At 29.2% G+C, this 26,595-nt stretch carries 21 protein-coding genes and 1 tRNA gene; 16 read left to right on the forward strand and 6 right to left on the reverse strand.

The features are described 5' to 3' along the window. Window positions 1-24 precede the first annotated feature (24 nt). The 6 genes from Q0776_RS04625 to Q0776_RS04650 all read left to right on the forward strand — a co-directional run bounded on the left by Q0776_RS04625 (window position 25) and on the right by Q0776_RS04650 (window position 7,675). Window positions 25-2,022, forward strand: a complete 1,998-nt coding sequence (locus tag Q0776_RS04625; protein ID WP_298365521.1) for a PKD domain-containing protein — start codon at window positions 25-27, stop codon at window positions 2,020-2,022. Then, window positions 2,010-4,706 carry a CHAT domain-containing protein gene (locus tag Q0776_RS04630; RefSeq protein WP_298365524.1) on the forward strand — a complete coding sequence of 899 codons (2,697 nt, stop codon included), beginning with the start codon at window positions 2,010-2,012 and terminating at the stop codon, window positions 4,704-4,706. Before Q0776_RS04625 ends, Q0776_RS04630 begins: the two co-directional genes overlap by 13 nt. Before the next feature lie 9 nt (window positions 4,707-4,715). Continuing rightward, window positions 4,716-5,168 (forward strand): retropepsin-like aspartic protease, encoded by a 453-nt coding sequence (locus Q0776_RS04635; RefSeq protein WP_298365526.1) that lies wholly within the window; start codon window positions 4,716-4,718, stop codon window positions 5,166-5,168. Window positions 5,169-5,268: 100 nt separating this feature from the next. After that, window positions 5,269-5,832: an RNA polymerase sigma factor gene (locus tag Q0776_RS04640; protein WP_298365527.1), complete on the forward strand. Its 564-nt coding sequence runs from the start codon at window positions 5,269-5,271 to the stop codon at window positions 5,830-5,832. After that, entirely contained in the window at window positions 5,819-6,586 is a 768-nt protein-coding gene (locus tag Q0776_RS04645; RefSeq protein WP_298365528.1) for a hypothetical protein, read from the forward strand. Before Q0776_RS04640 ends, Q0776_RS04645 begins: the two co-directional genes overlap by 14 nt. Before the next feature lie 24 nt (window positions 6,587-6,610). Then, the gene (locus Q0776_RS04650) at window positions 6,611-7,675 is read left to right on the forward strand and encodes a hypothetical protein (RefSeq protein WP_298365530.1); all 1,065 of its coding nucleotides are present in this window, start codon (window positions 6,611-6,613) and stop codon (window positions 7,673-7,675) included. A 67-nt stretch (window positions 7,676-7,742) separates the two neighbouring features. Here the strand turns inward: Q0776_RS04650 and Q0776_RS04655 are convergent, their stop codons facing one another. From Q0776_RS04655 to Q0776_RS04665, 3 genes are all read right to left on the reverse strand, one after another. Further along, complete coding sequence (locus tag Q0776_RS04655) at window positions 7,743-10,109, reverse strand: TonB-dependent receptor (protein WP_298365532.1); 2,367 nt, start codon at window positions 10,107-10,109, stop codon at window positions 7,743-7,745. Between the two features lie 562 nt (window positions 10,110-10,671). Then, window positions 10,672-11,874 carry a 2-oxoglutarate dehydrogenase complex dihydrolipoyllysine-residue succinyltransferase gene (gene odhB, locus Q0776_RS04660; protein ID WP_298365535.1) on the reverse strand — a complete coding sequence of 401 codons (1,203 nt, stop codon included), beginning with the start codon at window positions 11,872-11,874 and terminating at the stop codon, window positions 10,672-10,674. Between the two features lie 37 nt (window positions 11,875-11,911). Then, entirely contained in the window at window positions 11,912-14,641 is a 2,730-nt protein-coding gene (locus tag Q0776_RS04665; protein WP_298365537.1) for a 2-oxoglutarate dehydrogenase E1 component, read from the reverse strand. A 330-nt stretch (window positions 14,642-14,971) separates the two neighbouring features. Here Q0776_RS04665 and Q0776_RS04670 point away from each other — a divergent pair. The 10 genes from Q0776_RS04670 (at window position 14,972) to Q0776_RS04715 (ending at window position 23,142) form a co-directional block, all read left to right on the forward strand. Continuing rightward, a tRNA-Asn gene (locus Q0776_RS04670) sits at window positions 14,972-15,045 on the forward strand. Window positions 15,046-15,107: 62 nt separating this feature from the next. After that, window positions 15,108-15,542, forward strand: coding sequence for a hypothetical protein (locus Q0776_RS04675; RefSeq protein WP_298365538.1), 435 nt, complete (start codon window positions 15,108-15,110; stop codon window positions 15,540-15,542). A gap of 171 nt (window positions 15,543-15,713) precedes the next feature. Beyond that, window positions 15,714-16,097 carry a hypothetical protein gene (locus tag Q0776_RS04680; protein WP_298365539.1) on the forward strand — a complete coding sequence of 128 codons (384 nt, stop codon included), beginning with the start codon at window positions 15,714-15,716 and terminating at the stop codon, window positions 16,095-16,097. Between the two features lie 11 nt (window positions 16,098-16,108). Then, entirely contained in the window at window positions 16,109-16,579 is a 471-nt protein-coding gene (locus tag Q0776_RS04685; RefSeq protein ID WP_298365541.1) for a CYTH domain-containing protein, read from the forward strand. A gap of 36 nt (window positions 16,580-16,615) precedes the next feature. Then, window positions 16,616-18,436, forward strand: a complete 1,821-nt coding sequence (locus Q0776_RS04690) for a sodium:proton antiporter (RefSeq protein ID WP_298366393.1) — start codon at window positions 16,616-16,618, stop codon at window positions 18,434-18,436. Between the two features lie 74 nt (window positions 18,437-18,510). Beyond that, window positions 18,511-19,467: a CorA family divalent cation transporter gene (locus Q0776_RS04695; RefSeq protein ID WP_298365543.1), complete on the forward strand. Its 957-nt coding sequence runs from the start codon at window positions 18,511-18,513 to the stop codon at window positions 19,465-19,467. Window positions 19,468-19,522: 55 nt separating this feature from the next. Continuing rightward, window positions 19,523-20,125 (forward strand): alpha-ketoglutarate-dependent dioxygenase AlkB, encoded by a 603-nt coding sequence (locus Q0776_RS04700; RefSeq protein WP_298365546.1) that lies wholly within the window; start codon window positions 19,523-19,525, stop codon window positions 20,123-20,125. Window positions 20,126-20,210: 85 nt separating this feature from the next. Then, complete coding sequence (locus Q0776_RS04705; RefSeq protein WP_298365548.1) at window positions 20,211-21,071, forward strand: UDP-2,3-diacylglucosamine diphosphatase; 861 nt, start codon at window positions 20,211-20,213, stop codon at window positions 21,069-21,071. Further along, on the forward strand, window positions 21,071-22,087 hold the full coding sequence (locus tag Q0776_RS04710; protein ID WP_298365549.1) for a glycosyltransferase family protein: 1,017 nt from the start codon (window positions 21,071-21,073) through the stop codon (window positions 22,085-22,087). The genes Q0776_RS04705 and Q0776_RS04710 overlap by 1 nt, the downstream gene beginning before the upstream one ends. A 62-nt stretch (window positions 22,088-22,149) precedes the next feature. Further along, window positions 22,150-23,142, forward strand: coding sequence for a Gfo/Idh/MocA family oxidoreductase (locus tag Q0776_RS04715; RefSeq protein ID WP_298365551.1), 993 nt, complete (start codon window positions 22,150-22,152; stop codon window positions 23,140-23,142). Between the two features lies 1 nt (window position 23,143). Here Q0776_RS04715 and Q0776_RS04720 read toward each other — a convergent pair whose 3' ends face one another. The 3 genes from Q0776_RS04720 to Q0776_RS04730 form a co-directional block, all read right to left on the reverse strand. Continuing rightward, window positions 23,144-23,470, reverse strand: coding sequence for a hypothetical protein (locus Q0776_RS04720; RefSeq protein ID WP_298365552.1), 327 nt, complete (start codon window positions 23,468-23,470; stop codon window positions 23,144-23,146). A 4-nt stretch (window positions 23,471-23,474) separates the two neighbouring features. Next, the gene (locus tag Q0776_RS04725) at window positions 23,475-24,878 is read right to left on the reverse strand and encodes an NADH-quinone oxidoreductase subunit N (protein ID WP_298365553.1); all 1,404 of its coding nucleotides are present in this window, start codon (window positions 24,876-24,878) and stop codon (window positions 23,475-23,477) included. 111 nt (window positions 24,879-24,989) lie between these two features. Then, window positions 24,990-26,477 carry an NADH-quinone oxidoreductase subunit M gene (locus tag Q0776_RS04730; protein ID WP_298365554.1) on the reverse strand — a complete coding sequence of 496 codons (1,488 nt, stop codon included), beginning with the start codon at window positions 26,475-26,477 and terminating at the stop codon, window positions 24,990-24,992. Window positions 26,478-26,595: the final 118 nt, after the last annotated feature.

Below are 26,595 nucleotides of genomic sequence, written 5' to 3' on the forward strand. Positions count from 1 at the left end.
TATATTTGTTAAAAAGGTGATTTTATGAAAAGTTTATTTCTAAGTGCGATTTTAGTTTTATTTTTTAATATTGGATATTCACAATCCATTGTAAATGATACACTTGTGAGGACGGCTACTATTGATTATAATTTAAATGGAAATAAAGTTTCGTTCACTCCTATAACTCCAGAATTAAATCAAATTGCTGGTGCTCCCAAGGCATTTTATTCATTTTATTGGGAATTTGGAGATGGAGAATATAGTTTCGAAAAAGAACCACAACATAGCTATAAAGAAAAAGGAAATTACAAAGTACAGCTTTCGGTAACAAATAATTACGATGATGGTAAACCACCATTAACTAGACCTAAAGAGGTTGCGGTTATACAAGACAATAATTATTCTAACAACTCAGGTCATCAATTAATAAGTAATCATAACGGATTTCGATTGCAAACAAATAGAGAGCCAGTTCCAAATGAAGAAATTCAAATGATTTTGAGTTATGGAAACGATAAGGAATATGCCACAAATGGAAAAATTTATGTCTTTTTTAATGAAAAAAAATATAAAAACAAAAACTTTGAATTAATTGAAACTCGTTTATATAATAATGAACAAGAGAATAGTGAAGAAATAATAGCAAGCAACGCTACATTTATTTCAAAGGAAGAATTAATTAAAACTACAGGTATTTCCACATTTGTAAATAAAAATTTAATAATAGCAGACACATTAAAACAGAATTTACCTTTAACATTAGAAGATGCAAAAACCTATTATCAAGATGTCAAGGTATATGACTTTAACGAAATGCAAGTAAATGAAGAGCGAAATATGTTTTTTACATTTAAAACTACTCCAGAAATGTTAAAAGATACCAGTGCTGTTATTTCGATTAGAAGTGTTTATGTTCCGGAAAGAGGTATTGATGATCATAAGGTGTTAACAAAAGAAATGGAAATTGTAACATCACACGATCCCAATAAAATGGCCGTTTATGATACTAGATTAAATTATAGACTAGTGCGTTTTAAACGATTGAAATATAAAGTAAGGTTTCAAAATGATGGGGAAGGTCCAGCGCGTTTAATTAAGCTAAATGTTGATATTCCTGATATGTTGGATAAGCAATCACTTAAAGTGTTGGATATGTATCCGAAATGTCCAATTTGCCCAGATGAACAAGAAGTTAATTATAGTTGTATAGATACAATTATTTCAAAAAATCAAATTTCATTTCAGTTTAAAAATATTTACCTTCCTGGAACTGCACAAAAAGGAGTGCATGATAAGGATTCAACAAAAGGGTTTGTAAAATATTCGATGAAATTTGGAAAGGATTTTCATAAAGTATCTTCAAAGAGTAAAACAGCAATAATTTTTGATAAGAACGAACCAATTATAACTAACACCTCTACTTCTCGGTTTAAGCCAGGGGTTTCTATTGGTGTAAAAGCAGGATACAATAGTTTTCCAGATTTAAAGGATTCTAAAAGTTACTTTTTTGGAGCAACTGTTTCTCCCTATAAATCATATAAAAAATATTTACAAGCTGAATTAATGTTTACAACCCATGAATATAATGAGTTTAGTTCATTAAATGAACAAATAGATGTACTTCAATTACCCGACGGAACTGCATTTGATGGAGTTCTAAAAAGTGAAGAAATTAGTTCTAAAACATCTAAATATTCAATTGATGTTGTTCCTATTTCATTTCGATATAATTTAAATGGTGTTATTGGGTTAGGAGTTGGACCGCAAATTTCATTAGATTTTTCGAATAATACAGAAATTGAAACCCGAACAGATTATTATACTTTTATGGGTAATAATGAACCAAGAAGGTTAATTGAAGGAGCGTCAACGGTAATTACTACAAAAGATAACAATCCATTTACAGATATTAAATATGGAGTATTTGGAGATATTACAATAGGTGCATCGCGAATTGGACCAAGTTTAGGAGCACGATATATTTACAATTTTAATGAGCCGAATTCACAACTTCATTTTTATGCAATTTGGAAAATATAAAATTTATTTTAAGTAGAAACTGGATTTTCTTATTGCTATGCATTAATACCTATTTTGCCTTTGCACAGCAATTAAATAATACTTTTCTTAACCAAATAAATACCTTAAAGAATAAAGATGATTTTTCTGAATATATTTATGTTCACTTAGATGAATTTGCTGCAAATGCAAGTACAGAGAATTTAGTTATTTTCGAAAGATTAGAATTGGATTTGTGGCGAAATGCTGAAACCAAAAATGAAAAAATTGCACAATTGTATTTTTATATAAATTATGCTTACCAATTAAAAGAATTTGGTTTTATAAATAAATCAATAAACTATTACGAAAAGGCTTTTGCATATTTTAAAAAGAATTCTCTTAATTATAATATTGTAGAGTACTGTTTAAAACCCTTAGCCAATAATTACACCCGTTTGGGCGATTTAAATAGAGCCGAAGATATTTTAAAAGTAACAATTGAAAAGGTTTTAAAATTAAATAATGAAGGTCAGTTGGCATCGGCATATTTAAATTTGGCAGCCGTTTACAGGGCAAAAGGCGCTTTTAAAGAGGCTATTAACTTGTTAAATATGGCTTTGTTAAACGTAAAAACAAACGAGCAAAAAGCAAAGATAAACTCTGATATTGCTATTAATTTCTTAATGTTGGGCGATTGCGAAAACTCTAAGAAGTTTGTCAATATTTCGAAAAAATCAAACCTAAAAAAAGATGTAACTATTACCATTAGAAATTTGAATACCTTGGGGAGTTGTTTTCTTTCTGTTAATGAGTTTGATTTAGCTTTAAAAGAGTTTGAAAATGCATTATGGTTTTCCAAAAAATATTATGGGGCCAATAATAGAGAAGTTGCCAAAATATACAATAGTATTGGAGAAACTTACAGCTTAAATAATGAATTCCAAAAAGCGTTAAGTAGTTATCAGAAATCCCTAATTACATTATTACCTAATTATAAGCCCAAATCCATTTACGAAAATCCAAAGTCTAAATATTTTTATCCAGAAAATACAATTAAAGAAGCGTTAGATGGGCGAGCTAAAATGTTAGTTAAACTTGAAAAACCTTTCGAAGCAATTGAAAATTATGAACTTTCATTTTTAATTGAAAATGAATTAAGAAGTAGTTATTTAAGTCAAAATTCAAAATTATTGCAACAGCAAGAAAATAGACTTAGAAGTGAAAAATGTATTGATTTGTGCTATACTCTTTTCGAACAAACAAAAAATATTGATTGGATTAAAAAGGCATTTTATTTTTCGGAACAAACAAAATCGAGGGTTTTACTAGAAAATAAGGAGCTTTCTTTATTAAAGTCTTCGTTTAAAAATGATTCATTATTTATAAAAGAAAACGAATTATTATTAAAAAAAGGAGAACTTAATACCAACATAACGCTAGAGCAATTAAAAGGTGATAAAGCAAATTTAATTTTATTAGCAAAATTAACTTCCAAAAGAGAAAACGTTTTTAACAAGCTTCATCTTATTAAACAAGATATTGATAAGAAATTTCCAAGTTTAAAAACAGATATAAATAAGATTGTAACTGTTAAAAAGTTAAAAGATAATATTTTAAAAAAAGAACAACTTTTAATGGAGTTTTTTGATGGAGAAAAATTTGTTTACATTTTTTCAGTTTCAAATAATAAACCTATAAATTTAATTAGAATTGAAAAGAATAGTGAGTTGATTAATGAGCTTTCAAAGTTTATTTCAATGTTTTCAAGTAATAGAGGATCTGATATTCAAAATAATATAGAAACTTATAAACTACTTGCAAATAAGCTTTATTCAAAGCTTTTTAAAACTGAAATTCCAAGAAGTTTAATAATTATTCCTGATGGAATATTCTCGTTTGTTCCCTTTGATGCATTGTTAACAGAAAAAACCGATTTGCTTAATTTTGAAAAATTGCCATACCTCTTAAATGTTTCAACAATAAGCTATTCTTATTCTGCATCTATTTTATTGAACGATTCTAAAAAGATAAATAAAAAACAAAACAACATTTTAGGATTTTTTCCAGTTTTTAAAAATAATCATAGAGAATTGACCGAATTAAGTTTTACGGCCCAAGAAGCCAAAACTATTGAGAAAGAAACAACGGGTAAATTTTTAATTTATGAAGATGCATTGAAGAAGGCGTTTTTAAAAATTGATGCCAACCATTCAATTCTTCATCTATCTACACATGCATCTGCAGGAAGTTACTTTGTTCCACCAGCAATTGAATTTTATGATGAAACTATGTATTTACCTGAAATTTATGGTCAAAAACTCGATTTGGATTTAGTTGTGTTAAGTGCCTGTGAAACAGGTATTGGAACCCTAAGAAAAGGGGAGGGTGTAATGAGTTTGGCACGAGGATTTTCGTTTGCTGGAGTTAAAAATTTAATAGTTTCACTTTGGAAGGTTAACGATAAATCTACACAGCAATTAATGGCTGGTTTTTACAAAAATTATGCAAATAATAATAATAAATCTTCTGCACTGCACCAGTCTAAATTAGATTATTTGAAAAATAAAAAGGTTTCTTCTGTAAAAAAGTCGCCATATTATTGGGCTAGTTTTGTTTTTATTGGTGAAAATCAATTAAATAAACAATCTAACAACTTATTTTTATGGTTGTTGTTAGTACCAATATTATTATTTGTAGGTTATTTTCTTTTCAAAAAACATTAGTTTTGTCAAATGAATTTAAAGGACATTCTTAAAAGAAAGGGCTACGTAAAGATTAATTTAAAAAAGATAAACACAAATCATTTTGAGGTAAAAGCTTTTATTAATAACGTTAAAGGAAGGTTTATTTTAGATACGGGAGCTTCAAATTCTTGTGTTGCAATGAATTTGGCAGAAAAGTTTGAGTTAAGTCTTGAAGATTCAAATACTAAAGCAGCAGGAGCAGGAGCTATTGGAATGGACACAATGGTTTCATCGAGCAATGAAATAAAATTAGGCCAATGGAATTTTAAAAATTTTAATTTAGTACTCTTAGATTTGTCGCATGTGAATACTGCATTGACCGAACATGACGCTGATGCTGTTGATGGTATTATTGGAGCAGATATTTTAGAAAAAGGCAAAGCAATTATAGATTATAAAAACAAATGCCTTTTTTTAAAAAAGCTAGTTTATAAGTATTAAAATAGCTTTTATTAATTAATTTTTCAAAAAAAATAAACTTCAGGCAACCATTTGCATATAATTTGCGTCTTTTAAAATATAGAGAGATAAGATGTAATTTGTGAAAATCATTCAATTTTTTAATAACGAAGAAAAGCTCATAAAAAGAGCAATTCAAAAAAACCGTAGCGCACAAGAAAGGCTATACAGTTTGTATGCTCCAAAAATGCTCAGTGTTTGTAGGTATTATATAAAAGATATTCACTTTGCAGAAGAAGTTATGTTAAATGGATTTTTAAAAGTGTTTTCTAATTTAAATAAGTTTGAAAATACTGGTAGTTTTGAAGGGTGGATTAGAAAAATAATGATAAGAGAATCCATTTCTTTTTTAAGAAAGCAAAAACACATTGAATTTTCTGTAGATGAAATTGAATTAAATAGTGAGCCTATAAACTCTATTTATTCTTTAATTGATGTTGAAGAAATACAGTATTTAATTGACGCTTTACCTGATGGTTACAAAATGGTTTTTGTTATGTATGCTATTGAAGGTTACAAACATCATGAAATTGGGGAAATGTTGAAAATTTCAGAAGGAACTTCTAAATCGCAGTTGTTTAAAGCCCGAAAAATGCTTCAACAAAAAATTAACACACTAAATAAAACAAGCAATGGAACCTTATAATTTTGAACAGGACATAAAAAGAAAGCTTGAAAAAAGAACTATAAAACCCTCTGAGAATTCTTGGAATAAATTGGCAAATTCGCTTCAATCTAAAGAAGATAAAAAGAATATCAAGTTTTTAAGAATTATTGGAATTGCAGCATGTATTGTTGGTGTTTTATTTGTTGTGTCTATTTTTTTTAACCATAAAAAAGAATCAACAGAGCCTACAATAGTTACATCTCCAATACCTCAAAAAGAGAAGTCAATAAACAAAGTAGAAATTGAAGAATTAGTTGCTGAGGATGATAATTTTGAGCTTATAGTTAATGAAAAATTAGAAAAAACTAAACAGGAAAAAACAATAGTTAAACCACTTAATAATTTAAATGGAAATAGAAAACCGGTTATTGCAAGAGTTGAAAGTAATATTGTAAAAAGTGATATTATTTCAAAAAATGGATTGGAAAAGGAGGTAAGTGCTGTAAGTAATGAAGAAAACCAAGAAATTGAACTTGTAATTAATCAAATTGAAGATTTAAAAACCAAACATATTTCAGTGTCAACAACAGATGTTGATTTGTTGTTGAAAAATGCACAGAAAAAGTTGGCTTTAGAAAGAATTTATAATGAGAATATTAAAACAGTTGACGCATATAAATTGCTTCAAGACGTTGAAGCAGATATAGACAAGTCTACAAGAACAAAGATTTTAGAGACTTTGAAATTAAATTATGAGCATATGAAAACTGTCATTGCGCAAAGAAATGATTAAAGAACAATTTAAAAAACATTCACAATGATTAATATATCAAAATTAGTAACAATATTAGCATTAGTATTAGGAATACAGTTTATTGGTGCGCAAGAAAATTATAATAGTAATAGAATTAAAATTTTAAATGAGAAGAAAGAAAAAATTACAACTGAAGAACGTGATTTTTTAAAGACTGAAGTTGAAAATATAATGAAGCGTTTGCAAAATGGAGAAATTACAGAAGAAAAAGCAAAAGAGTTAAAGGAAAAAGCTGCTCAAAAAAGAGCTTTAAATATTGAAAACCGAACAGCAATAATAGAAAATAAAATTGCACTGCTAGAACGAAATGATAATGGTTATGATGATAATGAAGGAGAAACTTCAATGGGAGGTTTTAGTATTGGAGGAAACAAAGGTACTTTGATTGGAGTTAAAACGAAAGGTAATAATAAGCCAAAAAAATACGACAGAAGAACTTACAGTGATTTAGTAATTGCTTTTGGTTTAAACAATGCCATAATTGATGGAGAAAAATTAGATGATTCGCCTTATAAATTTGGAGGCTCTCGTTTTTTTGAATTGGGTTGGGCTTGGAGAACAAGAGTGTTTGAAAAAACCAATTTTATGCGCTTAAAGTATGGTGTTTCTGTTCAAATAAACGGATACAAACCTGTTGATAATAATTATTTTGTAGAAAATGGAGGGGAAACTTCTCTTGAGGTTTTTCCATATGACTTAAAAAAATCGAAGTTAAGTATTACTAATTTAGTAATTCCAGTTCATTTTGAATTTGGCCCTTCTAAGAAAATTGTTAAGGATAATTATTACCGATACAATACCTACAATAAGTTTAAATTTGGAATTGGAGGCTATGCTGGTTTTAATATAGGAACTCGTCAAAAATTGAAATATTCTATTGATGGAGATAAGGTTAAAGACAAATTAAAACGAGATTATAATGCCAGTAATTTGGTTTATGGTGTTAGTTCTTATATTGCATTTAAAAACACTGCTGTGTATGTAAAATATGATTTGTCACCAATATTTAAGGATCAAACAGTAGATCAAAACAATATTTCCTTAGGTGTTAGATTTGATATGGAATAATATATGAGAAGCCGAACAAATTTTGTTCGGCTTCAAATTAAATTAAATCGGCTATTATTTAATTGTTTTAGTTTAAAATGTTTCCAAATTTTAACCCAAAATAAATTGTTCGTGGATTCATTGGGCCGTAAATATAGCCTGGATCTCTGTAAATTCCTGAGTCAAAATCATCCTGGTATGAGTTTAAAATATTTTTCATACCTGTTGAAATTTCTATATTGTTGTGTTTAAATTTAATGGTTTTGGTAATTTTTAAACCAGCATCAAAAAAGTTTCTTGATTTTCTTAACTCACCTTCTTCAGGATTGTTTATTGTTGGTCCAAAATACGGCACTAACATTTTTCCTGTAAAAGTTCCTGTGCCAATAATACACCATGTATCTGTTGCCTCCCAGTCAATTGTATAAAAACCATAATTATCGGGTGTTCTAAAAAAGCTTTTTTCATCAAATTCTTGAGCTTCTTCATATTCGCTTTTTTGGATGGTATAACCAGCCTTTATTTTTAAATTAGAATTAGGAACATAGTTTAATTCAAGATTTACACCAACAACCGTAGCTCCTTTTTTAGCGTTAATTCTTGTGTAAGTTACAGTTCCATTTTCGTTTGGATCAGAATATTCATTAGTAAAAGGATTTTTAAGTTTTGTGTAGAAACCTTCGGCTAATATACCAAAAGAACTAGTTCCAAACGATTTGCTATAATCTAAAGAAGCCATAAAACTATCACTTGTTTCTTGTTCTAAATTAGGAGCGTTTACATGAATAACTTTTCTAGATCCTGAAGATTCAATATGTAAATCTTCATCAAAAATTTGAGGAGCTCTATAACCGGCAGAATAACTTATACGAGCTTGTAAATTTGGTTGAACGTCGTACAAAAAATTAATTCTCGGACTAAAAACGTTTCCGGTTTTTTCTTTTGCATTTTTTTCTTCATCCTTAACCTGATATGAATCAAATCTTGCGCCTAACGATAATTTTAGTTTGTTAAATCTAATGTCGTATTGCGAGAAAACTCCAAAGGTATTCATTTTTTGGTCTGCAATGGTTGTGTTTTCGGTGTGGGGAATAGAAATTATTTCATTATTTACAATTATGGCATTGCCTATATCTAAGTACCCTAGTTTTTTATCTTTTAGAGCAGAGTAGGTATTTTCAATTCCCGAAACTAAATCCGAATTTTCAAATTTTGCATTGTATTGAACTCCGGAGTTAAACGTAAAATCTTTGGTGTTTCCATAGTCGCTTAAAGATTGCTCTGCACCGTAATAAGAATCTCGATTAATTTTTTGACCTGAAGCGAATATTGAAAATAAGTCGTTTTCTCTATAATATTGCTCAAAAGTAACAGCAGTAGTAGTTAAATTATGCTCAACATATTCCGAGATGTCAGCTTCATGATTTGGAACATTAAATTTGTTTCCTCCTCTTCTTTCTTCATTAATATGAAAAAAATCTAAAGAAATTTTAGCTCTAGATCCTAGTTTTTGAAACATTCTTGAACCTAAAGTTGAGTTTTTTAACAAAGCTATTTCAGAAAATGAATCTTCATTTGCATCATAAGGTTTTCTATTTCTGTGGAAAGCATAAATTGAAATTCCGTTTTTATCGTTTTCACCAACAACATTGGCATTAAAGTTTAACGAATAATCTGTAGTGGTAGTGCCTTCTCCAACACCAATAAAGGTATTGTTTACTCCAACCTCGTAAGAATCTTGGATTGGGTCTTTTAAAAGTAAATTTATGGTTCCTGCAATAGCATTACTACCATATAAAGCAGAACCTCCACCGCGAATAATTTCTACTTTTTCAATCATATTTGCAGGAATTAATTCTAAACCATAAACGCCTGCCAAACCACTAAAAATAGGTCTGCTATTTATAAGGATTTGAGAATATGGACCTTCTAAACCATTCATTCTAACTTGGCTAAATCCACAGTTTTGACAATCATTTTCCATTCGTAAACCAGAACAGAAATTTAGTCCTTCGCTTAATGTAACGGATTGTGTAGATTGAAAAATTTCGGTATTAATTACATTTACAATTGATGAAGCTTTTTTACGCATAATTCTACTTCTATTTCCTGTAATAACAACTTCTTCTAAGCCGAGAACATCAGCTTGAAGTTCAATTGTAATAGTTAATTCTTCATTAGTTTCTAAATCTACTAGTTGTTCGAAAGGTTTAAAACCTACCGATTGAATTTGAACTGTATAAAAACCAGGTTTTATATTTTTTATATTAAATGTGCCGTACTCATCGGTTGAAGTTCCAATATGTGTTCCTTTAATTGATACGGTTGCATAAGGGATTTCACTCCCATTATTTTTTACTTTTCCTAATAAGGTTGCACTCGAAAAATTGTCTTGTGCAGTTATAAATTGTCCTGTTAGCAATAGTGTAACCAATGCTAAAATGTATTTTTGCATTTTTTATTTTTAAAATAGATAATTGTTTAATAATTGTTAATTATGTAACTATTTTAAAAGGGGGAGATTTGTTTTTTGAATAGTGAAATGCGCGTTGTTGGTGAAGAGGTTTAAGTATGAAATATTTCTTAGTATAAAGAGTGAATATACCTAAAGCTACAAACAAAAAATTACTAGTTAGAAATAGGTTAAATGTATTTAAAATAACATACTCAATAGTTGAATGTTTATGTGATTTAAATGGACTGTCATCTTGTTGCTTGTTGAAAGGATGTGCATGAACTACAATTTCTCCATTTGCAAGTTGATGAGCATGTGTATAAATACTGCTGTTAACTATATTTAATAGTATAATACTTAAACTTAAAAAGTTTAAGATTTTTAAAATATAGATGTTCCTAAAAGCAGTCATTATTTCTTATTCTCAAATTTATTTTGCAATATTAGAATCAATCTAAATAACACGCAATAATTATTTAGACTAATTCTAAATAGTATGATATTTGTCATAAAAAAAAGCCGAACACTAGGCTCGGCTTTTATAAATTTATTGTTTTGAATGTTATAATTCCAATGCTTTTTTTGGATTATTGTCCATTAAAATTTCGATAGGGTTTTCTAAAGCTTCTTTCACCGCAACTAGGAAACCAACAGATTCACGACCATCAATAATTCTGTGGTCGTAAGATAGAGCAACATACATAATTGGTCTAATTACCACTTCACCATTAACGGCAATAGGTCTTTCAACAATGTTATGCATTCCTAAAATACCACTTTGAGGTGGATTTATAATTGGAGTTGATAACATGGATCCAAAAACACCTCCATTAGTAATGGTAAATGTACCTCCTGTCATTTCATCAACTGTAATCTGACCATCTCTAGCTCTAATAGCTAAACGTTTTACCTCGCTTTCAACTCCTCTAAATGATAAGTTTTCTGCATTTCTAATAACAGGAACCATTAGTCCTTTTGGACCGGAAACTGCAATTGAAATATCTTGAAAATCATGAGCAATTTTATAATCTCCATCTAACATTGAGTTAACATCGGGATACATTTTTAAGGCTCTTACAACTGCTAAAGTGAAAAAACTCATAAATCCTAAACCAACTCCATGTTTTGCTTTAAAATCCTCTTTAAAATCTTTACGAAGATCAAAAATAGGTTTCATGTCTACTTCATTAAAAGTAGTTAACATTGCTGTTTCATTTTTTACAGAAACCAAACGTTGAGCTACTTTTCTACGTAACATAGAAAGTTTTGTTTTTTCTGAACCGCGAGACCCACCAGCAGGTGTCCCCATACTTGGTATAGCTTTTACAGCGTCATCTTTTGTAACTCTTCCATCCTTACCAGTTCCTTTTACTTCAGAAGGTTTTATACCTTTTTCTTCTAAAATCTTTTTAGCGGCAGGTGAAGCACTTCCACTAGCATAGGTAGTTGTTGTTTCAGTAGGTTTTTCTACAGCTTTTGGAGCTTCTACTTTTGAAATCTCTTTTTCTGTTGTTCCTTCTGGTTTTTTAGCATCCATATCAATTAAACAAACCACAGATCCTACTTCAACGGCATCTCCTTCCTCAGCTTTTAAAGTTATAATACCACTTTCTTCAGCTGGTAACTCTAAGGTAGCTTTATCTGAATCTACTTCTGCAATAGGCTGATCTTTTTCAACATAATCTCCATCTTCAACAAGCCATGCTGCAATTTCTACTTCTGTAATTGATTCTCCCGGAGAGGGAACTTTCATTTCTAAAATCATATTTTAAATATTTTAAAGTCTTTTAAAGACGATTTTTTTATAAGTTAGTTTCAAATATATTATCAATTATACGTTGATGTCTTCTTTTAAATCTTGCAGTTGATCCCGCTGCCGGAACCGAATAAAACGGTTGAGATGCAACCTCTAAATGAACCAATCTAAAACGTTGCAACATGTAGCTCCAAGCTCCCATATTTTCTGGCTCTTCCTGTGCCCATATATATTTTTCTACATTTGGATAACGATTTATTATTGCTTGTAACTTATCTAAATGAAGTGGAAATAATTGTTCTATTCTTACTAATGCAATATCATTTCTATCTAAAGTAGTTCTTTCGGCTAATAAATCATAATAAAACTTACCAGTACAGAAAACTAATTTTTTTACGTTTTCAGGATTTATAGTATCATCGATTACTTCTTGAAAAGAGCCATTTGATATTTCTTCAATTGTTGAAACTACCAGCGGATGACGTAATAAACTTTTTGGTGTAAACACAATTAGTGGCTTGCGGTAATCACGTTTCATTTGTCGACGTAATAGGTGATAAAAGTTTGCAGGAGTTGTACAATCTGCAACTATCATATTATCAACTGCACAAAGTTGTAAGTAACGTTCCATTCTGGCCGATGAATGTTCTGATCCTTGCCCTTCATAACCATGTGGTAATAAGACAACAATACCATTTTGAAGTTTCCATTTATCTTCGGAAGCAGACAAATATTGGTCGAATATAATTTGGGCTCCATTACTGAAATCTCCAAATTGTGCTTCCCAAATTGTTAGTGTATTTGGATTTGCCATGGCATAACCATAATCAAAACCAAGAACTCCATATTCTGACAGAAGGGAATTATAGATATACATTTCCCCTTGTTGTTCACTTAAAGTGTTTAATAAATTGATTCTCTCTTCGGAAATTTCATCTCTTAAAATGGCATGACGATGGCTAAAAGTTCCACGCTCTACATCTTGTCCTGATATGCGTACATCAAATCCTTCTTTCAACAAACTTCCATAGGCTAAAGATTCTGCCATACCCCAGTCAATTGCGTTGGTTTCAAAAACCATTTTTCGACGATCATTTAAAATTCGTTCGGCTTTTCTTAAAAACTTAACACCTTTAGGAACTGTAGAAACCACTTTAGCAATGTTTTCTAATTCTGTTTTGGGGTAACTTGTATCTTCTGAAGTTAACATTGCATCTGCTCTTCTTCTAGTAAACCCATTCCAAGTATCCTGCATAAATTCACTTACTTTGGACTTTTCAAGTGCCTTTGATTGCTGATATTCTTCTTCTAGTAAATTTTTAAATTCTTCAATAGTGTTATTTAAAAATGCTGTATCAATTACGCCTTCTTCAATTAATTTTTTGGCATATATATCTCGTGGATTTGGATGTTTGGCAATTGCTTTATATAAATTAGGTTGTGTAAAACGAGGCTCATCACCTTCATTATGACCATATTTTCTATAACCTAACAAATCAATAAAAATGTCTCTTTTAAATTCCATTCTAAAGGCTAAAGCCATTTCAATTGCGTGAACTACTGCTTCAACATCATCTGCATTTACATGTAAAACAGGTGATAGAGTAACTTTAGCCACATCAGTACAATAGGTACTAGATCGAGCGTCTAAATAATTTGTTGTAAATCCAATTTGGTTGTTTACAACAATATGAATTGTACCTCCAGTTGTGTAACCATTTAATTTACTCATTTGTGTTACTTCATAAACCAAGCCTTGTCCTGCAATTGCAGCATCTCCATGAACTATAATTGGTAGTAGTTTAGAATTATCACCGTTATATATTTTATCAATTTTAGCTCTTGCAATTCCTTCAACTATTGGACCAACAGTTTCTAAGTGAGACGGGTTAGGAACCAAATTCATTTTAAGTTCCTTGTTGTTTTTAAGAGTTTTTGAAGTGGTTAAACCTAAATGGTATTTTACATCACCATCAATATTTTCATCTTCAAAATCTTTTCCTTCAAATTCGCTAAAAACATCACGAATAGGTTTTCTGAAAATATTTGTTAAAGTATTTAACCGCCCTCTGTGAGCCATTCCCAAAACAAACTCATCTACATCATAAATTTCAGCAGCATTTCTAATAACCGAACTTATGGCAGGAATTAAGGTTTCTCCACCTTCTAAAGAAAATCTTTTTTGACCAACATATTTTGTTTGTAAAAAACTTTCGAATGTAACAGCTTGATTTAGTTTTTTAAGAATGTATTTTTTTGATTCCGTAGAATAATTTGGATGATTTGAGTTTTTTGTAAGCTTACTTTGAAACCACTTTATTTCCTCAGGATTTCTAATATACATATATTCAACTCCAATAGAATCGCAATAAATAGTTTCTAAATGTGTAATGATTACTTTTAAAGTATTTTTTCCACAACCTACTAAATTACCAGCATCAAATACAGTATCTAAATCTTTTTCCGACAATCCAAAATTATGAAAATCTAAACTTGGTGTATATTGTCTTCTGGCTCTAACAGGATTTGTTTTAGTAAATAAATGTCCACGTGTACGGTAACCATTTATTAAATCTATAACTTTAAATTCTTTCAATACATTATCAGGAACCTCAAACTCAGCATCGTCTAAAGAATACTTTTCATTAGCAAAATCGTATCCTTGAAAAAAACTTCTCCAACTCGCTTCAACTGCATCAGGGTTAATTAAATACTGATCATATAGATCGGCTATAAATTCTGTATGAACAGCATTTAAAAATGAAAATTTATCCATAATTATATATGTAGTCTTGTTAATTTAGTGGGAGTAAAAATACAATTTTTACTAGAACAACACTTTTAAAAATTAGAATTTTGAAATTATTGTATTTTTAATAAAAATAGGGTACTTACAATATTAAAGTAATTTTTTAAAAAGAATTTTTATAACAAAAAATCAAAATCAATAAAAAAAAAGGTAAAATAGTTGAGATTCTAAAATTGTAGTTTACAAGGGTTTATATTTTGAATGAAAAAAAAATAAAAAAAAATGTGATTTTTTTAAAAAAAAGATTGCAAAAAGAAGAAAAGCTTGTATATTTGCACTCGCAAAAGCAAATTGCATTCCTCCTTAGCTCAGTTGGTTAGAGCATCTGACTGTTAATCAGAGGGTCCTTGGTTCGAGCCCAAGAGGGGGAGCAAAATTTAAAACCTGCATTAACTGCAGGTTTTTTTGTGCAATAGAATCAACCCCAGTATAAATGAAGTTTGGAATTGTAGTTTTTTTTATAATGTTTTATTCAGTTTTGGCTAGTCAAGAAATTGGTAGTATTGAAAAAGGCGAACATTTTGTGAAATTGTACAAATCAGACAATTTGTATTCATTTAAGTATTCCGATATAAAACCAAAAAGTTTAAAAAAAGAATACTCTTTTTCATTTTCCAATAAACAGCATTTTTATTCAATACTTATTAATGGTTTTAATAATGCTAAAGGTCATCAAATAATACTAAAAACCGCTAACGATACCATTGTAAAGTTAAATTATAAGAATATTAAAGGCGAATTGTTACTTTTTGTTTATCAAAATAATCTTATTGAAAAATCTTCAGGAAGAAGTACTTTTTTTAGTAAGGCTCAAATTATTGAATTATTTGAAGGTGAGAACCTGAGAATTGAAGTTTCTCAAAATTAGAATGTAGGTTTAATAACTTTCCTTTTAAACATGGTTTTTATATGTATTAAAAATGTAGGAGAGGTATTTTACTTATTTTATAAACAGTTTTGAATTGTATTTCAACAATTGTTTTGTTTTAATTAAAAATGTATCTTGTTTGCTTAATTACTCTATAAACCCCTATTTAAAATGACACAAAAAAAAATCACTGTTAAAAAAGAGATTTTAAAAATATTTATTTTTATACTTTTTCTTACATCAGTTCATAGTTGTAAAGTTTTTCAAGATCCTATTTCTCTAAATGAGGCTGCGAATAACACAAGTGAAGGTTATTATAAAGTTACTATGGATGACGGCGAAGAATTTATTTATGAAAAAATAGAGCTTTCCAATGATGGGAATTATATTGGTTTTGTAATTAAAGATAACAAACCTACTGAAACTATTCTTATTAAGGAAAACATTAAGTCTGTTCAAAAACAAGATAAAAAGTCTTCAGGATTTTCAAATATTTTAGGATTTGGGGTAGGCGTTGGCTCTATAGTTTTAGGAGTTTTAATGTTTGGAAGTTAAAGAAACATTTTATGGGCTTAGAAATTGAACGTAAATTTTTGGTAAAAGGCGAATTTAAAAAACATGCAATACAAAAAATTAAAATTTCACAAGGTTTTTTATCAACCGTTCCAGAGCGAACTGTTAGGATAAGATTAACTAACGAAAAAGGTTTTATAACGGTTAAAGGTATTGGAAATAATTCAGGAACAACACGTTTTGAATGGGAAAAGGAAATAAGTAAAATTGAAGCGGAAAGTTTATTAAAACTCTGTGAGCCAAATATTATTGAAAAATACAGATATATTGTTCCAGTTAATAATGATTTATTTTTTGAGGTAGACGAATTTATAGGCTTAAATAAAGGATTGGTTGTTGCAGAAATTGAACTTCCTTCAGAAAATACTGTTTACGAAAAACCTATTTGGTTAGGTAAAGAAGTAACCGGAAAAAAACAATATTATAACTCGGCAATAGCTCAAAAACCATTTAATAAGTGGTAAAATATATTTATATTGCCATCAATTAAAAAAAGAGCAATGGTTGAATTAGCAGGAATTATTATTTTAGGAATTTTAGCTCAATGGGTTGCATGGAAATTTAAAATTCCAGCAATTTTACCATTAATTTTAATTGGATTATTGGTGGGGCCTATTGCAGCTGAATTTTTATCGGAAGATGGTGAAAAATGGATAGAGCCAATTTGGAATGGCGAAAAAGGATTATTTCCAGGAGAAGGCCTTTATTATTTTGTTTCACTTGCAATCAGCATCATACTTTTTGAAGGTGGTTTAACATTAAAACGAAATGAAATTAAAACTGTAGGGCCAGTAATAACCAAATTAATTACACTCGGCTCGGCAATTACATTTTTTGGAGCGGGTATAGCAACTCATTATGTATTTGATTTAAGTTGGAAATTATCTTTTTTGTTTTCAGCTTTAATTATTGTTACTGGTCCAACGGTAATATCACCAATACTGAGAAATATTCCACTAAAAAAGAATGTATCGGCAGTTTTAAAATGGGAAGGAATTTTAATAGATCCAATAGGAGCTTTAGTAGCCGTATTGGTTTTTGAATTTATTAGTGTTGGTGGTGGTAGTGGTTTTACTAGAACTGCTTTAATAGAATTTGGGAAAATACTACTTTTTGGAACTACATTTGGTTTTACATTTGCTCATGCATTAGCTTTTGCCATAAATAAAAACATGATACCTCATTATTTATTAAATGTGGTTTCATTATCAACAGTATTATTAGTTTTTGTAGAGTCGGAGGTTTTTGCCCATGAATCTGGTTTATTAGCTGTTGTTGTAATGGGAATGGTTTTGGGAAATAACAAACTAGAAAATATAAAAGAACTTCTTTATTTTAAAGAATCCATAAGTGTATTACTAATATCTATTCTATTTATTTTATTAGCAGCTAATATTAATATAGAAGACATGATGCTTTTATATAATTGGAAATCGGCAATTTTATTTGGTATTGTTATATTGGTAATAAGGCCGTTAGCGGTATTTTTAAGTACCATAGGCTCAAATTTAAAAATTAACGAAAAAGTTTTTATAAGTTGGGTTGGTCCAAGAGGTATTGTAGCTGCAGGTATTGCTTCTTTATTTGGAAGTAAGTTAATGAAATCTGGAGTAGAAGGAGCCGAATATATTACGCCTTTGGTGTTTATGATTGTACTTGGAACAGTATTGTTAAATGCCACAACCGCACGTTTGTTTGCTCGTTTAATTGGCGTATTTCTAAAAACTTCTGATGGAATTATTATTGTAGGAGCAACAAATTTTGCAAGGTTAATTGCAAGTTATTTAAAGAAAAATGGAAGAAGAGTTGTTTTAATTGATAATAATGCCGGACATATTGAAAAGGCAAAAGAATTAGATTTAGAGGCTATACAAGGAGATATTTATTCGGATGATTTGTTAGACGACGTTGAACTAAATGATATAGGTTATTTATTAGCTTTAACTGGAGGAGGAGCCGTAAATGAATATGTTATTGAAAAATTTAGTGAAATATTTGGCGAAAATGGAGCTTTTAGAATTATTTCAACAGAAGAAATGAAATCTGGAAATATAGTTTCCAAGGATAAATTATTTACCCATAAGGATGATTTTTTAAATTTAAGCGAAATAGTGCGAGACTTTCCTTTGGTAAATGAAGTACCAGTAAATTCACAGGAGCATTATTTAAAACTTTTAAATGAGATTGAAGAAGAGCCTCAGGCAATTCCGTTATTTTTAAAGGATAATAAAGGTGTAATTCATATTATTTCTTCGATTGATGCAACTTTTAAAATTGAAAAAGGAAACATACTTATATATATAGGAAAAACAATAATTTAAGAATTATTATTGCTTTTTACATTGTTATAATATGTTATGGTTTTTTCTAAATCACAGTAATAATAAATAGTATTATGATAGAATTATATTTAAAAACTAATGTAATAAAGAAAATAAATTCTATTAGTGAAATAAAATATGAGTCTAAAGATCTGTTTAATATTCGTATAATTGATTATACTAGTACAGTTTTAAAAGAAATTTCATATAAATTTGAAATAGACATTTCAATTTTTAATCAAAAAGAGGACATTGAAATAAGTTCTCACTTCCAAAAATCATCCAATCAACTATCATTTACTTTTTCAATTCCCAATTACAATTCTAAAAATCTTTTCAAAGAAGAAAAGATCTTTATAATAATTAAAGAACAAGTAGTTTTTTATTTTTTATCGTCAAACATTGATAAAGATTTTGTGAATTTAACCAAAACAAGATACGATTTTACAAGTATAAATTTCAGTTCACATTTAGAACATTTTGTGTTTCAGATAGGGATAATTTCTGATTATTATGCCGATTTAACAGAAATAATATCAAATAAAATAAAGCAATTCTATGAAAATATTTTATTCTCGAAAAAATTTAATTCTAAAAATTTAGATTTAATAATGATCTTAAATTTTAATAACCTTTTAATTAAGGAGTCCATAAGTAATTTTCAAAGAATTTTACATTTACTTATTCAAAATAAATTTGAGGAAAAGACAATTACAACGAAGATAAATTTAGAGTTAGATGATATTGCTGTAATTTCAGATTATATCCAGTTTAATTTTGATAGGCTGGATGACTTAAAGGAGAATTTAAATAGTAAAATTGATTTAGAGCAAAATAAAATATTTAGAACATTAACAATAATTACAGTTTGTATTTCTTTGCCAACACTTATTGCTGGAATTTATGGAATGAACTTTAAAAATATTCCAGAACTCGAATGGCGATTCGGATATCCAGCGGCTGTTGGTTTTATGATACTAAGTTTCATTATTGCATTGATATATTTTAAAATGAAGAAATGGATTAAATAAATTGCGTTAAAAATTATAATTTTAAACTATTTACTTTGTCTTTTTAACTTGTAAAATGGATTTATTTAATACAAATGGTCTCGAGAATAAGCTGCCTTATGATGGGGAAGTTTTACACCTTGGCTTGGTTTTAAATTTAAAAGAATGCGATTTTTACTTCAATAACTTTTATAGAGCTAGCTTTTGGCAACAAGATGAGTTAATAATGTATGGTAAGCGTATTATAACTGCACGAAAAGTGGCTTGGTTTGGAGATGAAAATTATAAGTATTCGTATGCTGGAACAACTAAAAGGGCATTAAATTGGACACCAGAATTATTAGCTTTGAAAAAACTTGTAGAATTAAAAACGGGGTCAATTTTTAATTCTTGCCTTCTTAATCTGTACCATAATGGTAATGAAGGAATGTCTTGGCATAGCGATAATGAAAAAGAATTAGGAGAAAACCCTGTTATTGCCTCACTTAGTTTAGGTACAGCAAGAAAATTTTTATTAAAACATACCAAAACAAAGCAAAAAGTAGATCTTTTATTAGAGGCAGGAACTTTGTTGGTAATGAAAGGTTCAACTCAAAAAAACTGGATTCATAGTGTGCCTAAAAGCAAAAAAATAATGAACCCCAGAATAAATTTAACTTTTAGATATTTTCATAATTAATTTTTAACTTTTAGTTAATAAGAAGGAAACTTTAAGGCAATAGTAAAGTTGTTAATTGCTCTAAATTAATAATTTAAATTAGCTAGTGGGTTCTAATAAAAGTAAAAGAAAACTAGATATTGTTGTTATTTCAGATGTTCATTTGGGTACATATGGATGCCACGCAAAAGAATTACTGAAGTATTTAAAAAGTATCAATCCAAAAACGGTTGTTTTAAATGGAGATATAATAGATGTTTGGCAATTTAGCAAGCGTTATTGGCCAAAATCTCATATGAAGGTTATTAAGTATTTAATAAATTTAAGTTCACAGGGTAAAGAAATCTATTATATTACGGGAAACCATGATGAAATGCTTCGGAAATTTGTTGGTTTTGAATTAGGTTCTCTATCAATAAAAAATAAATTAGTTTTAGAGTTAGATAATAAAAAAGCTTGGTTTTTTCATGGAGATGTTTTCGATGTTATCATGAAACATTCAAAATGGTTAGCAAGACTTGGATCTGTTGGTTATGATGTATTAATTCTATTAAATAAGGCGGTAAATTATTTTAGCTCTTTAATGGGAAAAGGAAAAATATCATTGTCCAAAAAGATTAAGGATAGTGTAAAAACGGCAGTAAAGTTTATTAATAATTTTGAGGATACAGCAGTTAAAATTGCTATTGAAAATAATTTCGATTTTGTTGTTTGTGGACATATTCATAAACCCACAATTAAAAAAGTTATTACAGAGAAAGGAAATGTCACTTATTTAAATTCTGGAGATTGGGTTGAAAATTTAACTGCTCTAGAATACAGTAAAAAAGAATGGGTAATTTATAAATACGATGATAGTCATTATAAAAAAGAAGTTGAAGAAAGTAATTTAGAGCAAGATGTTATAGATAAAACATCAAAAGAAATCTTTGGAGAATTGGTAGCCGATTTTAGATTTAATAATTAATGAAAATATTATACGCAATTCAGGGAACAGGAAACGGGCATTTAAGTAGGGCTAAAGAAGTAATTCCGGCTATTTTGAATAGAGCTCAAGTAGATTTGTTAATAAGTGGAAACCAGGCCGAAATTAAACTAAAATACAACATAAAATATTTTTATAAAGGACTTAGTTTTTACTTTGGTAAAAATGGTGGAATTGATTTTTTTAAAACCATAATAAAAAATAATCCTATTAGAGTTTTTAAAGAAATTATAAAATGTCCAGTTAAAGACTATGATGTTGTTATAAACGATTTTGAGCCAATTTCTGCTTGGGCTTGTAAACTTAGAGGTGTAAAATGCATATCATTAAGCCATCAAGGAGCGTTATATACTGCCAATGTGCCTAAACCTAACAATAAAGATTTAATTGGGAAATTTATAATTAAAAATTATGCTAAAGGCAGTAAAAATTATGGTTTTCATTTTAAAAAATACAATAAAAATATTTATTCCCCAATTATTAGAACTGATATACGTGTATTAAAACGTACAGAAAAAGATCATTATACAGTTTATTTACCAGCTTATTCCGATGAAAAATTAATTGAAATATTATCGAAAATAAAAGGAGTAAAATGGAAAGTATTTTCAAAAAAAACAAATAAATATTATCAGAAAAAAAACGTTTACATAAAGCCAATTAATAGTAAAAAATTTGAAAAGAGCTTGGCATCTTGTACTGGAATTTTATGTGGTGCTGGATTTGAAACACCTGCAGAAGCAATTTATTTGAAGAAAAAGTTAATGGTTATACCAATGAAAAATCAATATGAGCAGCATTTTAATGCAAAAGCTTTACAAGAAATTGGTGTGCCAGTTTTAAAATCTTTAAAGAAAAAACACATTCCAAAAATTGAAAATTGGATTAAAAATGATTTAAAAGTTTCGCTCGAATTTCCAAATGAAACGCAACAAATTGTTGATCATATTTTATATGATTTTATTAGCGAAGTTAACTTTCGGCTTATTGAAAATTAATTTTTTTCGCATTAAATAATTGTAATTAGTATCTTTAAAAAAAGTTTATTAAAGGTATAGAAATGAATTTTCAGAACAAAAATAGAAAACTAATAAGATGGGGAATAATTGGATGTGGAGATGTTACCGAAATAAAAAGTGGACCCCCTTATTATTCAATTGAAGGATTTTCTTTGGATGCAGTAATGCGTAGAAATTATGAATTGGCATTGGATTACGCAAAAAGGCACAACGTACCAAAATCATATGCTAATGCTGACGAATTAATTAACGATAAAGAAATTGATGCAATTTATATTGCAACACCGCCAGATACTCATAAATTTTATGGACTTAAAGTTGCTGAAGTTGGAAAACCTTGTTGTATTGAAAAACCAATGTCACCAAGTTATGCAGATAGTTTAGCTATTTATAACGCTTTTAAAGAGACGAAAACACCTCTGTTTATTGCGTACTATAGGAGGTCGTTGCCAAGATTTACACAAGTAAAGAAATGGATAGATGATGGAGAGATAGGTGTACTTAGGCACATATCTTCATGTTTAAACATACCAGCAAGTAATTTAGATTTATCAAAAGAGTATAATTGGAGAACAGATGCTTCAATTGCACCCGCAGGATATTTTGACGATTTAGCAAGTCACGGTCTCGATTTGTTTACCTATTTTTTGGGTGATATTGAAAAGGCAAAAGGAATTAGTTTAAACCAACAAGGATTGTATACAGCAAAAGATTCTGTAACGGCCTGTTGGGTTCATAAAAATGGGATAACGGGTTCGGGAAATTGGAATTTTGGAACAGGTTTAAATGAAGATCGAGTAGTAATTTATGGTAGTAAAGGAAAAATAGAATTCTCTGTTTTTAATGAAAACCCAATAGTCTTAAATTCTAATACAAAAAATGAAAGTCTTATTATTGAGCACCCTAAAAATGTTCAATATTATCATATTTTAAACATGAGAGATGCTCTTTTGAATGAGTTTAACCATCCTTCAACAGGAAAAAGTGGTTTGCATACAAGTTGGGTAATGGATAAAATACTAGGAGTATTATAAACTAATTGGCATAATTCCAATAATGAGGATTAGTATCATCAGTTTTTTGGTTCCAATAATCTTGAGTTACTTTTCTACCATCTAATGTTTTGAGTTTGCGTTCGAAAACCCAAATAGTTGGGTTAAAAACCATATCAGTAACGGCAACTGTATACAACTGAGGTTCTTCTTCAGTTTTTCTTTTTTCTTCTTGAATTATAACTTCAAAACCATTATGTTCCAATAATTTTTGAAGAAAATTTTTACGATTCTCATCAATCTTTTTTTCAACAAAAGTTACTCTAGTATCTCCAATGCTTCCAAAAGTATGTTTTCCTGCTAATGCCATAATCTTAATTTAAAACGCTACTTAATTCATAAATATAATCGTATAATGGACTGTATAATCCTAATACCAAAATTCCAATAACTGTAATTAATAAGCCTAAACGCATATAAAGTTTATTTTTAAAAAACGGAATTGGATTTTCGTTCTTTCTAATAAACATTGCTCTAATTACCAATAAATAGTAATACAATGATATTGTTACGTTAACAACGGCTAAAAACACCAATAAATAGTATCCTTTACTTGCAGCTGCCGTAAATAGGAAAAACTTACCAAAAAATCCTGCAACTGGTGGAATACCCGCTAATGAAAATAGTGCGAACATCATTATCAAACTTAATAATGGGTTGGTTCTATATAAGCCATTATAATCATCCATATTTTCTTTTCCTGTTTTTAACGAAATTGCTTGTACAACTCCAAAAGCAGCAAGGTTAGAAAATATATAAATCAATACAAAATAAACAATAGTAGCAACACCTAATTGTGTTCCTGTTATTAAACCTAGTAAAATAAATCCAGCTTGTGCAATAGATGAAAATGCCAAAAAACGTTTCATATTTTTTTGTCGAAGTGCAAATAAATTACCAGTAAACATAGTTGCTAATGCCACTACATAAACCAAGTTTTCCCAAACGTGCATTAATGGTTTAAAAATACTAAACATTAATATCATTAAAATAAAAACAGCTGCACCTTTTGAAATTACTGATAAATAAGAAGCAACACTAATTGGAGCTCCTTCATAAACATCAGCAGTCCAAAAATGAAATGGTACTAACGATATTTTAAAAGCCAATCCGGTAAAGAAAAGTATAAACCCTAAAATTGTTAAGTTGTTTGCAGTAATTATGGCAATAATATCATTAAAATAAATGGAACCCGAAGTCGCATATAACATTGAAATACCAAATAATGATACGCCAGAGGCCAAAGCAGCTGAAAGTATTAATTTGATACCTGCTTCACTAGAAATTCTTTTAGATACTTCAAAAGCGGCTAAAGCAGCTAATGGAAGAGTAGATAGTTCTAATCCTATATAAAACATTAAGAAATCACCCGAAGAAATCATAAAATACATTCCTAAAAGTGATGAGAATAGTAAAATAAAAAATTCTGTACCCCTATTTTGTGAAACAATTTTTTCTTGAATCCAATCTGCGGATTGCAACAATATAATTAGCACACCAACATTCAATACATTTTTAAAGAAATGAATTAAATTATTAGATTGAAAAGAGCCTCCAAACAAACTACTTTCTTCTAAGTGTAAAAATCCAACGGCTGTATGAATTGCAAACAAAAACACGCCTAAATGGACAAGACTTTCTTTTTTGTTTTTATGTATAAAAATTTCTCCTACTAATAATAACAATGTTATTGCTAGCAGTAAAATTTCGTGTCTCATTAATAAAAAATTACTAAAATTCATTATTTTAATTTATTTCGTTTTTAATAAAAATCACTTCAATTGTACCCAGTGATGTTAAAACTTCTGTATTCAAACTTCTTACTTTTTTTACAATACTCCTTGAATAAACGGTTCTAAACTTGCCAAAATCATATTACTTAACCAAAGTGGTGCAACTCCCATTGCTACAATTGGAATTAGTAATAGTAAAATCCCTGTTTTTTCGTACCAAGTAACTTTTGGTAAGTTTAAAAACTCTGAATTTTTAACTGGTCCCATTAACATAATTCCAACTACACGTAAAATGTAAACAGCAGTTACAACAATTGCCGAAACTGAAATTATGGTTGCAACTCTATAGAATAGTTCTTCATTTTGAAATGCACCTACAAATATGTTCATCTCAGCAACAAAACCACTAAAACCGGGTAAACCTAAAGAGGCTAATCCTGCGATTACATAAATAGCTGAAATAAATGGTATCACTTTTAATAATCCTCCTAGTTTAGTAATATCTCTGGTGTGTGTTCTACCGTAAATCATTCCAATTAAGGCAAAGAATAATGCGGTCATAAATCCGTGAGAAAGCGATTGTAAAATGGCTCCGTTCCAAGCAGTTTTATTCAACATTAATAAAGCGAATAGCACCATTCCAAGGTGACTCACCGAAGAGTAAGCGTTGATATATTTTAAATCTTTTTGTTTAATCGCTCCAAAAGCTCCATAAATTACGCCGGTTGCTGCAAGAATAATAAAGAACCAATCCCAATGCAATGCACCTTCTGGTAATAAATACATTGCCACTCTAAATACTCCGTATCCACCAAGTTTCATCAATACACCTGCGTGTAACATAGAAACTGCTGTTGGTGCAGATGCGTGACCATCTGGTGACCAAGTGTGAAATGGAAATAAAGCTCCCAAAACTGCAAACCCGATAAAAGTTAAAGGGAAAAATAATTTTTGAGCTTCGAAAGGAATATTTACTTGTGCAATTTCAATAATATTAAAAGTTAAAGCTCCACCATCTGCATTCGAATTGAAATATATTCCTAATACACCAACCAGTAAAACAGCAGATGCTCCCATTAACATTAAGGTTAATTTCATTGCTGAATACTCTTTCGGGCCGGTTCCCCAAATACCAATTAATAAATACATTGGAATTACCGCTATTTCGTAAAAAACAAACATTGTAAATAAGTCAATTGAAATAAAGAACCCGTAAACTCCGGTAGATAAAACTAACAAAGAGATAAAAAATTCTTTAGGTAAATCTGCTATTTTCCAAGAAATAAAAACTCCTGCTAAAACAACAATAGCAGTTAGTAAAAGTAAAGCAACTGAAATTCCATCAACACCAATGGCGTAATGAATGTTGAACTGTTCAAACCAAACAACATCTTTGGTAAACACCATAATACTATCGTTAATTGCTCTTTCTTTGAAGTAAGCAAAAACTAAATTGATGGCCATTCCAAGTTGAATTAAACTTCCAACCATTGAAACTATTCGCGCCTGTTTTAAACCTTTAGTAAAAACCAAGGCTATTATTGTTAACACAGGAACGGTGACAAAAAGTGATAAAATATCCATAATTATTTTTTCTAAATAATAGTTGAAATTGGTTTATGAACATCTTCATTCTTAACTTGTTTAAGAATCTCATCATATTGAGTGCTGATTCTTTTGAGAACCTGAAACAAGTTTAGGT

Source organism: uncultured Lutibacter sp. (assembly GCF_947495725.1).
Classification (GTDB): Bacteria; Bacteroidota; Bacteroidia; order Flavobacteriales; family Flavobacteriaceae; genus Lutibacter.

Coding starts and splice junctions, on each gene's coding strand:
- Q0776_RS04730 (WP_298365554.1), bottom strand. CDS start 26,477: ATGGATATTTTATCACTTTTTGTCACCGTTCCTGTGTTAACAATAATA.
- Q0776_RS04710 (WP_298365549.1), top strand. CDS start 21,071: ATGAAAATATTATACGCAATTCAGGGAACAGGAAACGGGCATTTAAGT.
- Q0776_RS04685 (WP_298365541.1), top strand. CDS start 16,109: ATGGGCTTAGAAATTGAACGTAAATTTTTGGTAAAAGGCGAATTTAAA.
- Q0776_RS04700 (WP_298365546.1), top strand. CDS start 19,523: ATGGATTTATTTAATACAAATGGTCTCGAGAATAAGCTGCCTTATGAT.
- Q0776_RS04675 (WP_298365538.1), top strand. CDS start 15,108: ATGAAGTTTGGAATTGTAGTTTTTTTTATAATGTTTTATTCAGTTTTG.
- Q0776_RS04715 (WP_298365551.1), top strand. CDS start 22,150: ATGAATTTTCAGAACAAAAATAGAAAACTAATAAGATGGGGAATAATT.
- Q0776_RS04720 (WP_298365552.1), bottom strand. CDS start 23,470: ATGGCATTAGCAGGAAAACATACTTTTGGAAGCATTGGAGATACTAGA.
- Q0776_RS04665 (WP_298365537.1), bottom strand. CDS start 14,641: ATGGATAAATTTTCATTTTTAAATGCTGTTCATACAGAATTTATAGCC.
- Q0776_RS04635 (WP_298365526.1), top strand. CDS start 4,716: ATGAATTTAAAGGACATTCTTAAAAGAAAGGGCTACGTAAAGATTAAT.
- Q0776_RS04625 (WP_298365521.1), top strand. CDS start 25: ATGAAAAGTTTATTTCTAAGTGCGATTTTAGTTTTATTTTTTAATATT.
- Q0776_RS04645 (WP_298365528.1), top strand. CDS start 5,819: ATGGAACCTTATAATTTTGAACAGGACATAAAAAGAAAGCTTGAAAAA.
- Q0776_RS04725 (WP_298365553.1), bottom strand. CDS start 24,878: ATGAGACACGAAATTTTACTGCTAGCAATAACATTGTTATTATTAGTA.
- Q0776_RS04680 (WP_298365539.1), top strand. CDS start 15,714: ATGACACAAAAAAAAATCACTGTTAAAAAAGAGATTTTAAAAATATTT.
- odhB (WP_298365535.1), bottom strand. CDS start 11,874: ATGATTTTAGAAATGAAAGTTCCCTCTCCGGGAGAATCAATTACAGAA.
- Q0776_RS04650 (WP_298365530.1), top strand. CDS start 6,611: ATGATTAATATATCAAAATTAGTAACAATATTAGCATTAGTATTAGGA.
- Q0776_RS04690 (WP_298366393.1), top strand. CDS start 16,616: ATGGTTGAATTAGCAGGAATTATTATTTTAGGAATTTTAGCTCAATGG.
- Q0776_RS04655 (WP_298365532.1), bottom strand. CDS start 10,109: ATGCAAAAATACATTTTAGCATTGGTTACACTATTGCTAACAGGACAA.
- Q0776_RS04695 (WP_298365543.1), top strand. CDS start 18,511: ATGATAGAATTATATTTAAAAACTAATGTAATAAAGAAAATAAATTCT.